This is a genomic window from Sphingomonas sp. GW821-FHT10F09 (assembly GCF_058809195.1).
On record NZ_JBXASI010000003.1, the window covers coordinates 70,925 to 84,939 of the forward strand.

Consider the following 14,015-nt stretch of genomic DNA (forward strand, 5'->3'; position numbering starts at 1 on the left):
CGCTCGCCCCGATCCGCGCCTCCTTCTCTCTGCGTCTCCGCGTCTCCGCGTGACCAAAACCGTCTTCCATCGCGCCTTCGCGTCTTCGCGCGAACATCCTCTTCCAGACCATCGGGACCGACAGCATGATCCCCGCCCTCCTCCTGCTCGTGCAGGCCGCCGACCCGGTCGCGACTGCGATCGCCGCGATGACGCCCGAGCAAAAGGCCGCGCAGCTCCAGAGCACCGCGCCCGCCGACGCCAAAGCCGGCCTGCCCGCCTATGACTGGTGGAACGAGGGGCTGCACGGCCTCGCCCGCAACGGCCATGCCACCGTCTTTCCGCAGGCGATCGGCCTTGCCGCGACCTGGGACACCGACCTCATCGAACGCGTCGGCACGGTGGTGTCGACCGAGGCGCGCGCGAAGTTCAACGCGCAGCCCGCCGCCGCCGATCGCCGCATCTATCAGGGCCTCACCATCTGGTCGCCCAACATCAACATCTTCCGCGATCCGCGCTGGGGCCGGGGGCAGGAAACCTATGGCGAGGACCCGTATCTGACGGGCAAGCTCGGCGTCGCCTTCGTCCACGGGCTGCAGGGCCCCGACCCGCGCCACCCACGCGTGATCGCCACGCCCAAGCACCTCGCCGTCCATAGCGGCCCCGAGGCGGGCCGCGACGGGTTCGACGTCGATCCCTCCCCGCGCGACATGGAGGCGACCTACCTTCCCGCCTTCCGCCGGGCGGTGACCGAGGGCAAGGCGCTGTCGCTGATGTGCGCGTACAACAGCATCCACGGCGTCCCCGCCTGCGCCTCGTCGCCGCTGATGAACGACCGTATCCGCCGCGACTGGGGCTTCACCGGCTTCACCGTATCGGATTGCGACGCGGTGTCGAACGTCCACGCCTTCCACCATTACCGGCTCGATGCCGCGGGCGCCGCCGCGGCGTCGGTCCGCGGTGGGACCGACCTCAATTGCGGCACCGCCTATGCCGCGCTGCCGCAGGCCATGGCGCAGGGCCTCGTCAGCCAGGCGGAGGTCGATACCGCACTCGCCCGCGCGCTGCGGGCCCGACAGGCGCTCGGCATCGCCTTCGGCGCGACCAGCCCGTGGTCGCGGATCAGGCCGACCGCGGTCGCCACCCCGGCGCATCGCGCGCTGGCGCTCGATGCCGCGCGCAAATCGATCGTGCTGCTCAAGAACGACGCCGACCGCCTGCCGCTGAAGCCCGGCGCGCGCATCGCCGTCATCGGCGCCGATGCCGACGACCTCGGCGTGTTGCAGGGCAATTATCACGGCACCGCGATCGCACCCGTCACCCCGCTCGACGGCATCCGCGCCCGCTTCGGCGCCGCCAACGTCACCTATGCGCAGGGGTCGATCCTCGCCGACGGCGCCGCGGTCGTGCTGCCCGAAACCGCCCTGCGCAGCGACGGCAAGCCGGGCCTGCGCGCCACCTATACGGCGGCCGGCAAGACCGTCGTCCGGCAGGACCGCCGGATCGACTTCGACCTCAACCGCGCCAGCCCCGCGCCGGGCCTGCCCGTCACCGGCTATAGCGCGCACTGGACCGGCGAATTCGTCCCCCCCGGTCCCGGCCGCTACCGCCTGATCCTCGACCAGTCGCCCTGCTGGAAGGATTGCACCGTCCACGACCGTGCCCGGCTGACGCTCGGCGGCCGCACGCTGCACGACGGCGACCTGCCCAAGGGCCGCGTCGAGCTGACCGTCGACAGCGACGGCAGCGCGCAGCCGATCGAACTGACGCTCGACCACCGGTCGGAGGACGAGAGCATCCGCCTGTTGTGGATGCCGCCCGCCGAGCCGCTGCTCGCGCAGGCGGTCGCCGCGGCGAAAGACGCCGACGTCGCGGTCGTCGTCGCCGGCCTGTCCCCCGATCTGGAGGGCGAGGCGCTGTCGGTGCAGGTCCCCGGCTTCGTCGGCGGCGACCGCACCGACATCGCCTTGCCGCTGGTGCAGCAGCGCCTGCTCGAGGCGCTCAAGGCGACGGGCAAGCCGATCGTCCTCGTCCTCACCAGCGGCAGCGCGGTGGCGGTCGATCCGGCATCGGCGGATGCGATCCTCGCCAACTGGTATGCGGGCGAGAGCGGCGGCACCGCGCTGGCCGACGTGCTGGCGGGCGTCGTCAATCCCGCCGGCCGCCTGCCGGTGACGGTCTACCGTTCGACCAACGACCTGCCCGCCTTCGTCGATTACGGGATGAAGGAGCGCACCTACCGCTATTTCACCGGCACGCCGCTATGGGGGTTCGGCCACGGCCTCAGCTACACCCGATTCGCCTATGCCGCGCCGCGCGGTGCGGCGAGCGTCGCGGCCGGCGGCGACCTGCGCGTCACGGCGCGCGTCACCAACGCCGGCGCGCGCGACGGCGAGGAAGTGGTGCAGGCCTATCTCGTGCCGCCCGCGACCAGAAGCGGCGGCTTCACCGATCCCGTGCTGCAACGCCAGCTGGTCGGGTTCCGGCGCTTGGCGGTTCGGCACGGCACCGCCGCCGACGTCGCCTTCACGCTCGATCCCCGCGCGATGAGCGTCGTCGAACGCGACGGGCGCCGCCATGTCGTGCCCGGCGCCTATCGCCTGTGGATCGGTGGTGGCCAGCCGGGCGACGGCGCCGGGCAATGGTTCGACTTCGCCGTCACCGGCGCCGACACGGAGCTGCCGAAATGACCCTCGATCGCCGCCGTTTCCTCGCCACCACCGCCGCGATCGCGGCATCGGCCGCCACCCCTGCCTTCGCCGCGCCGTCGCTGCCGAGCAAACGCCCCGCGCCAAAGGATCGCCGCTTCGCCAGCGCCGCGGTCGAGCGCGAGATCGCGCGCGTGTCGTCGCGGATCGCCGATCCGAAGCTGCGCTGGATGTTTGGCAATTGCTATCCGAACACGCTCGACACCACCGTGCGGATGAGCACGGTCGGCGGCGCTCCCGACGCCTTCGTCATCACCGGCGATATCGAGGCGCTGTGGCTGCGCGACAGTTCGGCGCAGGTGAAGCCCTATCTGCACCTCGCGCGGCAGGCGCCCGAATTGCGCACCCTGTTCCGCGGCCTGATCGCGCGACAGGCGCGCTGCATCCTGATCGACCCCTACGCCAACGCCTTCATGCAGGACCCGACGGCGAAATCGAACCTCGAATGGTCGCAGGCGGACGAGACGGAGATGAAACCCGGCGTCGCCGAGCGGAAGTGGGAGATCGATTCGCTCTGCTACCCCATGCGCCTCGCCCACGGCTATTGGCGCGCGACCGGGGACACGGCGCCCTTCGACGCGACCTGGGCGGCGGCCGCGCGCGCCAGCGTCCGCACCTTCCGCGAACAGCAGCGAAAGGACGGTCCCGGCCCCTACAGCTTCCGCCGGTCCGCACCCCAGCCGACCGAGACGTTGCTGTGGGGCCATGGCGCGCCGACGCGGCCGGTCGGCCTGATCCATTCCGGCTTCCGCCCCTCGGACGATGCCTGCCTCTATCCGTTCCTGATCCCCAGCAACCTGTTCGCGGTCACCGCGCTGCGCGAACTCGCGCGCGTCGCGGGCGAGGCGCGGGGCGACGCCGCGCTGGCGCAGGACGCCACCGCGCTCGCGGCGGAGGTCGAGGCGGCGCTGAAGGCGCATGGCACGATGCGGCTGCGCAACGGGCGGGAGGTCTGGGCCTATGAGGTCGACGGCTATGGCAATGCGGTCTTCATGGACGATGCCAACGTGCCGTCGCTGTCGGGCCTCGCCTATCTCGGCTGCGTATCGCCCGCCGATCCGCTGTGGCGGGCGACGCAGGCGGCGGCGTGGAGCGATGCCAACCCGTGGTTCTTCACCGGCAAGGCCGGCGAGGGCATCGGCGGCCCGCATGTCGGCGCCGGCCAGATCTGGCCGATGTCGCTCATCGTCCGCGCGCTGACCGCGACCGACGACGCGACGATCCGCGCGGCCCTGCGCACGCTGCGCGACACCGACGGCGGCACCGGCTTCATCCACGAAAGCTTTGACCGGGACGATCCCGCCACCTTCACCCGCGCGTGGTTCGCCTGGGCGAACGGCCTGTTCGGCGAACTGATCGTCCATCTCGCGCAGACCCGCCCCGCTATCCTGAAGGCAGAGCTATGATCAACCGCCGCACCCTGCTCGCCGGGACGGCCGCCATCGGCCTGCCGATTCCCGCCTTCGCGGCGACGCCTTCCGCTCCGGCGGCGCCCAACCTGTTCATCGGCACCGGCGGCCATGGCCACACCTATCCCGGCGCGACGCTGCCGTTCGGGATGGTGCAGCTCTCGCCCGATACCGACGTCGAGCGCTGGGACGCCTGCTCGGGCTATCACCGCACCGACACGTCGATCATGGGGTTCAGCCACACCCACCTCAGCGGCACCGGCATCGGCGACATGCTCGACGTGCTGGTGGTGCCGACGCGCGGCCCGGTCCAGCTGCTGCCCGGCCCGCTCGACGATCCCGACGCGGGCTATCGCCAGCGCTTCTCCGCCGAGCATGCCGAGCCCGGCTATTACCGCGTCGCACTGGAAAGCGGCGTCCGCGCCGAGCTGACCGTCACCGAACGCACCGGCTATCACCGCTACAGCTTCCCGACGGGCGCGGGGCATATCCTCGTCGACCTGTCGCACCTGATCCTCGACAAGAGCGATGCCGCGCCGCTCGTCACCGATGCGGTCCTGACGCTCGATCCCGACGGCACGCTGACCGGCGGCCGCACCGTCCACCGCTGGGCGAAGGGGCGGCGCATCCACTTCGCGATGCAGCTGTCGCGCCGGCCGGACCGGATCGTCTTCTACGGCGACGGCGACGCGGCGCAGCCCGCCGGCACGCGCGCGGTCACCGGCAAGCGGCTGAAAGCCGTCCTCCATTACGACGACGCCGGCGCCGCGCCGATCCTGATCCGCTGCGGCATCTCCGCGGTCGATGTCGCCGGCGCCCGCGCCAATCTGGCGGCCGAGGCGACGACGTGGGATTTCGACGCGATCCGCGGCGCCGCACGCACCCGCTGGGCGAGCGAACTCGGTGCGATCGCGGTCGAGGGCGGCACCGCCGACCAGCGCACGATCCTGTCCTCCGCGCTCTACCATGCGTTGCTCGCGCCGACGCTCTTCTCCGACAGCGACGGCCGCTATGTCGGGCTCGACCGGCAGGTCCATAGCGTCCCCGCCGGCGATGCCGCCTACAGCACGCTGTCGCTATGGGACACGTATCGCGCGCTCCACCCGCTGCTGACGATCATCGCGCCCGACCGGGTGCGCAGCCTCGTCGCCGATATCGTCCGCCAGACGCAGCAGAGCGCCTATGGCCCGCCGGTCTGGCCGCTGCAGGGGGTCGAGACGGGCTGCATGATCGGCTGGCACGGCGTCGCCGTCCTCGCCGAGGCGCAGGCCAAGGGCATCGCCGCCGATTATGCCGCCGCCTGGCCCGGAATCGCCAGACGGTCGTTCGATTTCACCGCGCCCGACCTCGACAACAGCAAGGGCCGCGACCTCTACGACGCCAAGGGCTATGTCCCCGCCGACGCCTGGTTCGAAAGCGTCAGCCGGACGCAGGAATATGCCTATGACGACTGGGCCTCGGCCCATCTCGCCCGGGCCGCGGGCAGGGGCGCGGAAGCCGACCGGCTGATGAAGCGCTCGGGCAACTGGCGTAACGTCATCGACGGCAAGGCCGGCTTCGCCAAACCGAAGTTCGCCGACGGCCGCTGGTGGAGCCCCTACGACCCGATCCAGCTCGGCCATATGCCCAAGCCCTGGTGGCGCGACTATACCGAAGCCAATGGCTGGCAGGCGACCTTCCTCAACCAGCACGACGTCTATGGCCTCATCGCGCACATGGGCGGCGATCGGGCGTTCGAGGCACGGCTGGATGCGCTGTTCACCGCGCCCTCGACCCTGCCCGCCAACGCCCCGCCCGACATCAGCGGGCTGGTCGGCCAATATGCGCACGGCAACGAACCCAACCACCACGTCGCCTATCTCTACGCTTATGCCGGCGCCGCGTGGAAGACGCAGGCGATGGTCCGCCGGCTCTGCGTCGAGATGTACAAAAACGATCCCGACGGCATCATCGGCAACGACGATTGCGGCCAGATGAGCGCGTGGTTCGTGCTGTCGTCGCTCGGTCTCTACCCGGTCGATCCGGTCGAGGCGGTGTACGTCTTCGGCTCGCCGCTGTTCGAACGCGCGACGATCGCGCTGCCCGCGGGCCGGCGCCTGACGATCGAGGCCCCCGGCAACCGCGCCGACACGCCCTACGTCCGCAGCGTCCTGCGCAACGGCAAACCCTGGACGAAGAACTGGATCAGCCACGCCGACCTGATGCGCGGCGGCACCCTCACGTTCACGATGAGCGCGACCCCGGTGAAAAGCTTCGGCGCGGCCAGGGCGGACCGCCCGCCCTCGCACGGGCGCGGCGCGTGACGATCCGCTGCGCGAACACGTCGCACCTGCCCTCACCCTTCCGCGGCTGCGCCGCTCCCTCCCTTTCCCGGCGGGAGAGGGAGAAGATGCCGAAGGCGGCGCTGTCACTATTATCCCCCGGCCGGCGCCGGACAAGTCGATGGAACCACCGATGACCGACCTCACCCGCCGCACCCTGATCGCTTCCGGCCTCGCCGCCGGCGCCACGCCCGCGCTGGCGATCACGCCCGCCACGCCGCCAAGACCGTGGGGCGCCACCCCCTCGAAGCGTCAGCTCGCCTGGCATATGCGCGAACGCTACGCCTTCGTGCATTTCTCGATCAACACCTTCACCGATCGCGAGTGGGGCTATGGCGACGAGAGCCCGACGCTGTTCAACCCGACCGATTTCTCCGCCGACCAGATCGTCGCCGCGGCGAAGGCGGGGGGCATGACCGGCATCGTGCTGACCGCCAAGCATCATGACGGCTTCTGCCTGTGGCCGACGATGCTGACCGAACATTGCATCCGCAACAGCCCGTACAAGCAGGGCAAGGGCGATATCGTCCGCGAGATGGAGCAGGCGACGCGCCGCGCCGGCATGGCGTTCGGCCTGTACCTGTCGCCCTGGGACCGCAACCATCCCGAATACGGCCGCCCGGCCTATATCGATTACTATCGCAAACAGGTGGTCGAGCTCTGCACGCGCTATGGCGAATTGTTCGAATTCTGGTTCGACGGCGCCAATGGCGGCGACGGCTATTATGGCGGCGCGCGCGAGACGCGGACGATCGACGCGCCCAAATATTATGACTGGCCCTCGATCATCGCGCTCGTCCACCAGCATCAGCCGATGGCCTGCACCTTCGATCCGTTGGGCGCGGAGATCCGCTGGGTCGGCAACGAGGACGGCATCGCCGGCGATCCGTGCTGGCCGACGATGCCCGACCATCCCTATGTCCAGTCGGAGGGGAACAGCGGCGTCCGCGGCGCGCCGCTGTGGTGGCCCGCGGAAACCAACACCTCGATCCGCCCCGGCTGGTTCTACCACCCGGACGAGGACGCCAAGGTGAAGAGCCCGGCGCGGCTGATCCGCTTCTTCGACGAATCGGTCGCGCGCGGCACCAACATGCACCTCAACCTGCCGCCCGACCGTCGCGGCCGCATCCCCGACCATGACGTCGCCGTGCTCAAGAGCTTCGGCGACGCGATCCGCGCCAGCTTCGCCACCGATCTGGCGCAAGGCGCGGTCGCCAGCGCCACCGCGACCCGCGACGGCGCCAGCACCCCTGCGAAGGTGCTCGACGGCAATCGCGACACCTATTGGTCGACGCCGGACGGCGTCACCACGCCGACGCTGACGCTCGACCTGCCGCCGAACCGCCGCTTCGACCTCATCCGCATCCGCGAATATCTTCCCTTCGGCGTCCGCGTCACCCGCTTCGCGATCGAGGCGGAGGTCGCCGGCCGCTGGCAGCGGCTCGCCGAAAAGGAATGTATCGGCGCGCAACGCATCATCCGCCTCGACGCGCCGATCGTCGCGCGCCGCATCCGGCTGGTGATCCTCGACGCCCCCGCCTGCCCCGCGATCAGCGAGGTCGCGCTGTTCCGCAGCGTCGCGCCCGTCGCCGTCGCCGCGCCGCGCAGCACCGACGCCGCGGTCCTGTCGCCGCGCGACTGGACGGTGGTCTCCGCCAGCGCCCCCGGGGCCGAGGCGCTGCTCGACGGCGACGGTTCGTCGGTGTGGAGCCAGCCCGCGCCGGCCGCGACGCCCGCGTCGGTCACGCTCGACCTCGGCAAGGCGCAGACGGTGGCGGGCTTCAGCCTGACGCCCTGGCGTCACCCCGACAAGCAGAGCGCCCCGCCGCGCGGCTATCGCGCCGAAACCAGCCTCGACGGCACCCGCTGGACCCCGGCGGCGGACGGCGAGTTCCAGAACATCGCCTATGCGCTCGCGACGCAGCGCATCCCGTTCACCGCACCCCGCCCGATGCGCTACCTGCGCCTGACCTTCGCGGCGACCGCGGTGCCGGCAGCGAAGCTGGCGATCGCGGACATCGGCGCCTTCGTGCGGTGACGCACGCCCCCGTCACCCCGGCAAACCACCGGGGTGACGGCGCGGCCGGGTCAGATCCCCTCGGGAAACACCGCGCGCCCGCTCGTCTCCAGCTCGCGCGTCAGGTCGGCGAGGCACCGTTCGACCAGCGCCGCATCCGGGCTGCGCACGACGAAATTCGCCCCCGTCCGCCCCTCGCGAAAGAAGGGGTAGGAGCCGATCGACACGCCCTCGTGGCTCTTTTCGGCGTCGCGCAGCAGGTCGGCGACCTCGCTCTCCGCGACCCAGCAGCCGATCGTGCCGGAGACGACCGGGCGCCCGCCCTCCAGCGTACCAGTCAGCGCGTCGAGCATCCCTGCGGTGATGTGCGGCACCCCCGCCATGATGAAGATGTTGCCGATCCGGATGCCCGGCGCGCCGGACACGCGATTGGGGATCAGCCCCGCCCCCGCCGGCACCCGCGCCATCCGCGCCCGCGCCTCGGTCAACCCGCCGCGCGTCGCATAATAACGCTCCAGCACCGCCATCGCCTCGGGATGATGCTCCACGCCGACGCCTAGCGCCGCGGCGATCGCGTCCACCGTGATGTCGTCGTGCGTCGGGCCGATGCCGCCGGTGGTGAACAGATAATCGTTGCGCGCGCGCAGGATGTTCACCGCCTCGGCGATCGCGTCGGCACGGTCCGGCACCACCCGCACCTCGGCGAGGCGGATGCCCTGGACGTTGAGCCAGCTCGCCAGCTGCGCGATGTTCTTGTCCTGCGTCCGCCCCGACAGGATCTCGTCGCCGATCACGATCAGCGCGGCGGTCCAGATACGGTCGTGATCGATGCCCTGCTCCATGCCCCTGCCATAGCCTCGCAAAATCGGCGCCGCCATGCTATATCGCCGCCATGACCGAATACGTGACCGTCACTTCAGACGCGCCGGAAGGGCGCACCGGCGCCATCAAGCTGCACGGCCCCGCGGCCTTCGCGGGCATGCACAAGGCCGGCCGCCTCGCCGCCGAAACGCTCGACATGCTGACCCCGCACATGGTGCCGGGCGTCTCCACGGCAGAGCTCGACCGGCTGATCTACGACTTCATCACCGCCGCGGGCGGCGTGCCGGCGACACTCGGCTATCGCGGCTATACGCATTCGACCTGCATCTCGATCAACCATGTCGTCTGCCACGGCATCCCCAGCGAGAAGACGATGAAATCGGGCGATATCGTTAATGTCGACGTCACCCCGATCGTCGACGGCTGGCATGGCGATTCGAGCCGCATGTACCTGATCGGCGACGTGCCGCTGAAGGCGCGGCGGCTGGTCGAGGTGACCTATGAATGCCTGATGCTGGGCATCGAACAGGCGAAGCCCGGCGCGCATATGGGCGACGTCGCCAACGCGATCCAGCGCCATGCCGAAAAGCATCGCTACGGCGTCGTCCGCGATTTCTGCGGCCACGGCCTCGGCCGGCTGTTCCACGATGCGCCGGAGGTGGTTCATGTCGGCAAGCCCGGCACCGGTCCGGAGCTGCGCCCCGGCATGATCTTCACGATCGAACCGATGATCAACATCGGCCGCCCCGACGTGAAGCTGCTCGACGACGGCTGGACGGCGGTGACGCGCGACCGCTCGCTGTCGGCGCAGTTCGAACATTCGATCGGCATCACCGAGGATGGCGCGGAGATCTTCACGCTCTCCCCTGCGGGTTATCACCAGCCGCCCTATTCATAAGGGACATTCGGCCGTCGCTGGGGCGTTCACCCCTCCGATACAGCCGAGGACCTGATACCATGACCGACGACAGAGACGCGCGCGGCCGTGCCGTGCCGAGCGGCCGGCTGTCGCGGCTGGGCGCATTCGGACGGCTTGCCGCGGGCGTCGGCGGCGGCGTGGTCGCGGAGGGCGCGCGCCGGCTCGTCGCCGGCGAGCGGCCGCGGATGGGCGACATGCTGCTCACCCCCGCCAATGCGATGCGTGTCGCCGACCAACTCGCGCACCTGCGCGGCGCGGCGATGAAGCTCGGCCAGATGATCTCGATGGACGCCGGCGACATGCTGCCGCCCGAACTGTCCGCGATCCTCGCGCGGTTGCGCAACCAGGCGCATCACATGCCGCCGCAGCAGCTCGACAAGGTGCTGACGACGGAATGGGGCCGCGACTGGCGCCGCCGCTTCGCGCATTTCCAGGCGCATCCGATCGCCGCCGCCTCGATCGGCCAGGTCCATCGCGCGCGCCTGCCCGACGGCCGCGAACTGGCGATCAAGGTGCAATATCCCGGCGTCAAGCAGAGCATCGACGCCGACGTCGACAATGTCGCGACGTTGCTCCGCGTCTCCGGCCTTTTGCCGAAGGAACTCGATATCGCCCCCCTGCTCGGCGAGGCGAAGCGGCAGCTGCACGAGGAGGCCGACTATATCCGCGAGGGCGGCATGCTCGCCCGCTATCGCGACCGGCTCGCCGGCGAGCCCGGCTTCGTCGTTCCCGAACTGCACCCCGATCTCACGACGCCGCGCGTGCTGGCGATGACCTATGTCGCCGGCGAACCGATCGAAACGCTGGAGGATGCCGACCAGTCCGTGCGCGATGCCGCGATGCACAGCCTCATCGGCCTCGTCCTGAGGGAATTGCTCGACTGGCGGCTGATGCAGACCGACCCGAATTTCGCCAATTACCGCTGGCAGCCGGAGACGGCGCGCATCGTCCTGCTCGATTTCGGCGCCGCGCGCGACATTCCGGCAGCCACCGCCGACGGCTATCGCACCCTGCTCGCCGCCGGCCTGTCGGGGGATCGCGATGCGGTGCGCGGCGCGGCGATCGGTGCCGGCTTCCTCGGCGCCGCCGCCGCGCAGGCGCACCGGCCGCTGGTCGATGCGATGATCGACGTCATCCTCGACAACCTCAATCGCCCCGGCCCGTTCGACTTCGGCGACCGCGCCTTCGTCGGCGTGGTGCGCGAACAGGGGATGGATATGGCGCGCGATCGGTCGACCTGGCACCTGCCGCCCGCCGACACGCTGTTCGTCCAGCGCAAGATCAGCGGCACCGCCCTGCTCGCCGCACGGTTGAAGGCGCGGGTCGACATCCGTGCGATGGTGGAGGACCGGGTCTAGGCAGCGATCCCCGGCATGGGGCGATCGTGCGTGCCGCGCGCCTCAGCGGCGCGCGCGCCGCACCTCGGACTGACGTGCCGCCGCGATCGTATCGACGACCAGCTCGTAGAAGGCGGGCGAATAGCCGACCGCGAGGAACGCCTTCACTTCGGCCGATGCGATCGAATAGCCGCGCTTCCAGCTCAGCACCGCGATCCGGCGCAGCGCCTCCAGCTTCGGATCGGCGAGCTGCGGGCTGATCCGCACGCCGAACACGAGGCCCAGCCAGCGCGACAGGCGACCCGGCTGGCGCAGCGTCGCCAGACCGTCCTGCCGGGCGATCCCGATCACCGACCGTTCCAGTTCCGTCAGCACCGGCCGTTCCTCCTCGATTTCGACGACACGGGGCGCCGCGTCATGCACCGGCGTCAACGGCGCGGGCGCCGGACGGGTCGGTGCGGTCGCCCGCGCATAGCCGGCGTTGCCGGGCTCGGCGAAAGCAAGAAAGGCCATGGCGTCACTCCCTTTTCGGACCGCAGGCGGACGTGCCGCATCCGCCGGATGCCGCGCCCTGCCAGAAGTTTGTTGCTACCCTTTTGCCGCCGATGACCGGCATGCGTCCGGATGTTCCCAAAAGCCGTGACCGGTTGCTGCCGCCAGCTTCTATACTGGACGGTATAGAAGCAGCGACGGCGACCGTCAACGGGTTTTGTACCGGTCGGTAACGAAAAGTGCGCGGGGGCGGCTCAGGCCCGGGTCAGCGCGGTCTTCGCCGCGACGGTACTGCGGTAGCGCGCGACGCTGCGCTCCTCGTAGTGCGGCACCAGCACCGTCGATACGACGCGGAAATCCGCCGTTGCCGCCTGCCGGTCGAGCGTCAGCAGCACGTATCCCTTGTGGTCCTGGTCGCAGAACAGCACCTCGTCGTTCGCCTGCTCGATCAGCGCGCCAATGCCGGGCAGCAGCGATCCATAGGACGGGCTGGTCACCGCGGTCGCGCCGAACTCCACGCGACGGGCGCCTTGGCCGCGTCGTGGAGAACGTTGGCCCAGGCCGCATGGCTGTCGCCGGACAGGACGATCGGCTGCGACCCTGCCCGCCGGAACGCCTGATACAGGCGCTCGCGCGCCGGCGGATAGCCGTCCCAGCTGTCGAGGTTGAACGGCAGGCCGGCGCGATAGGAGGCGATCGACGCCGTCAGCCGGTCGCGCCACATCGGCGGCAGCTTCGCCATCGTATCGGCGAAGCGCGCCGCGCCCAGCTGCCGTTCGATATCCGGCCCGGCGACCCTGGCCATCACCACCTGATTGCCGAGAACCTGCCACGGCTTGCCTGCCTTCACCGACGTCGCCAGCACGCCCTCCAGCCACATTTGCTGCTGCGCGCCGAGCAATTCCCGCTTCGGCAGCGTGCGTTCCGCCATCATCCGCGCATAATCGGCCGGCGCGATCCCCGCGCCCTTGGCCGCAACCTGCTGCGAACGGGCGAGCAGCCGTGTTTCCACCATCGCCAGCGTGGCGAGATCGCCGAATTCGAACGACCGGTTGATCGCCTCCCACGGCTTGCCGGGCAGCGGATCGCGGATCGGCATCCATTCGAAATAGGCCTGCATCGCCGCGGCCTTGCGCGCTTTCCAGTCGCCCTCCTTCGCGGGATCGTGGTTCTCCGCGCCGCCGATCCAGCCGTCGTTGGCGACCTCGTGATCGTCCCATACGCAGATGAATGCGGCGCGGGCGTGCGCTGCCTGCATGTTCGCATCGCGCTTCACCTGCGCATGGCGGGCGCGATAGTCGGCCAGCGTCACGATCTCATGCGCCGGCTCGACGATCCGGCCGATCCTGGTCGCGATATCCGCGCCATAGCCGTCGGCGCCATATTCGTAGATGTAATCGCCGAGGTGCAGCACCGCATCGAGCCGCGGCTGTTTCGCGATCGCGTCATAGACGTTGAACAGCCCGCCGCCGTACAATTGGCAGGAGACGACGGCGAAGGTCAGGTCGGGGGTCGCCCCCACCGGCAGCGTTCGGAACCGCCCGACGGGCGACCGCCGCCCGCCCGGCCCCTCGAACCAGTAATGATAGTCGGTTCCCGGCTTCAACCCGGTCGGCGTCGCCTTGGCGGTGAAGTCGCGCGCCGACCGCGCGGTCGACCTGCCGCTCGCCACCGGTTTGCCATCCGCCTCCAGCGCGACATGCCAGGTCAGCGGCACGTCGCCCGCCGCCGCCGCGTCCGCCGGCGTCGCCCGCGTCCACAATACGGCGCCGTCCGCCGCCGGGTCGCCGCTCGCGACGCCATGATCGAAACGGACCGCCGCCCCGCCCTGCGCGAGGATGGTGCCGGGCAGGCCGAGCGCCGCGCCCGAACCGAACAGCCCGAGCGTCTGGCGGCGATTGATCGTCATCGTGGTATCCCCTGCATCCTCTACTTCGCGGTTAGGATCGACGTGTGACTTTTCAAAGACTTGGTCGTGACACTGGCAAGACGAAGTCGTCACGCTGCCGTC

10 protein-coding genes are annotated in these 14,015 nt (G+C 70.2%); 6 read left to right on the forward strand and 4 right to left on the reverse strand.

What is annotated here, in order from left to right; genetic code table 11:
* Positions 1–125 precede the first annotated feature (125 nt).
* The 4 genes from AC1RTO_RS10840 to AC1RTO_RS10855 all read left to right on the forward strand — a co-directional run bounded on the left by AC1RTO_RS10840 (position 126) and on the right by AC1RTO_RS10855 (position 8,455).
* Positions 126–2,669 carry a glycoside hydrolase family 3 C-terminal domain-containing protein gene (locus tag AC1RTO_RS10840; protein WP_493160881.1) on the forward strand — a complete coding sequence of 848 codons (2,544 nt, stop codon included), beginning with the start codon at positions 126–128 and terminating at the stop codon, positions 2,667–2,669.
* Positions 2,666–4,093 (forward strand): glycoside hydrolase family 125 protein, encoded by a 1,428-nt coding sequence (locus AC1RTO_RS10845; RefSeq protein ID WP_493160882.1) that lies wholly within the window; start codon positions 2,666–2,668, stop codon positions 4,091–4,093. The genes AC1RTO_RS10840 and AC1RTO_RS10845 overlap by 4 nt, the downstream gene beginning before the upstream one ends.
* On the forward strand, positions 4,090–6,399 hold the full coding sequence (locus AC1RTO_RS10850) for a GH92 family glycosyl hydrolase (protein ID WP_493160883.1): 2,310 nt from the start codon (positions 4,090–4,092) through the stop codon (positions 6,397–6,399). Before AC1RTO_RS10845 ends, AC1RTO_RS10850 begins: the two co-directional genes overlap by 4 nt.
* Positions 6,400–6,550: 151 nt before the next feature.
* Positions 6,551–8,455 (forward strand): alpha-L-fucosidase, encoded by a 1,905-nt coding sequence (locus AC1RTO_RS10855; protein ID WP_493160884.1) that lies wholly within the window; start codon positions 6,551–6,553, stop codon positions 8,453–8,455.
* 50 nt (positions 8,456–8,505) lie between these two features.
* Here the strand turns inward: AC1RTO_RS10855 and AC1RTO_RS10860 are convergent, their stop codons facing one another.
* Entirely contained in the window at positions 8,506–9,276 is a 771-nt protein-coding gene (locus tag AC1RTO_RS10860; protein WP_493160885.1) for a competence/damage-inducible protein A, read from the reverse strand.
* A gap of 50 nt (positions 9,277–9,326) precedes the next feature.
* Here AC1RTO_RS10860 and map point away from each other — a divergent pair, with 50 nt between their 5' ends.
* Together map and AC1RTO_RS10870 are read left to right on the forward strand one after the other, a co-directional pair.
* Positions 9,327–10,154, forward strand: a complete 828-nt coding sequence (map, locus tag AC1RTO_RS10865) for a type I methionyl aminopeptidase (protein WP_493160886.1) — start codon at positions 9,327–9,329, stop codon at positions 10,152–10,154.
* A gap of 59 nt (positions 10,155–10,213) precedes the next feature.
* Positions 10,214–11,533 carry an ABC1 kinase family protein gene (locus tag AC1RTO_RS10870; RefSeq protein ID WP_493160887.1) on the forward strand — a complete coding sequence of 440 codons (1,320 nt, stop codon included), beginning with the start codon at positions 10,214–10,216 and terminating at the stop codon, positions 11,531–11,533.
* Positions 11,534–11,575: 42 nt separating this feature from the next.
* On the opposite strand, the gene AC1RTO_RS10875 is transcribed toward AC1RTO_RS10870, so the two are convergent.
* The 3 genes from AC1RTO_RS10875 to AC1RTO_RS10885 form a co-directional block, all read right to left on the reverse strand.
* Positions 11,576–12,025, reverse strand: coding sequence for a hypothetical protein (locus AC1RTO_RS10875; protein ID WP_493160888.1), 450 nt, complete (start codon positions 12,023–12,025; stop codon positions 11,576–11,578).
* A 233-nt stretch (positions 12,026–12,258) separates the two neighbouring features.
* Positions 12,259–12,522: a hypothetical protein gene (locus AC1RTO_RS10880; protein ID WP_493160889.1), complete on the reverse strand. Its 264-nt coding sequence runs from the start codon at positions 12,520–12,522 to the stop codon at positions 12,259–12,261.
* The gene (locus AC1RTO_RS10885) at positions 12,498–13,913 is read right to left on the reverse strand and encodes an alkaline phosphatase D family protein (RefSeq protein ID WP_493160890.1); all 1,416 of its coding nucleotides are present in this window, start codon (positions 13,911–13,913) and stop codon (positions 12,498–12,500) included. Before AC1RTO_RS10885 ends, AC1RTO_RS10880 begins: the two co-directional genes overlap by 25 nt.
* Positions 13,914–14,015: the final 102 nt, after the last annotated feature.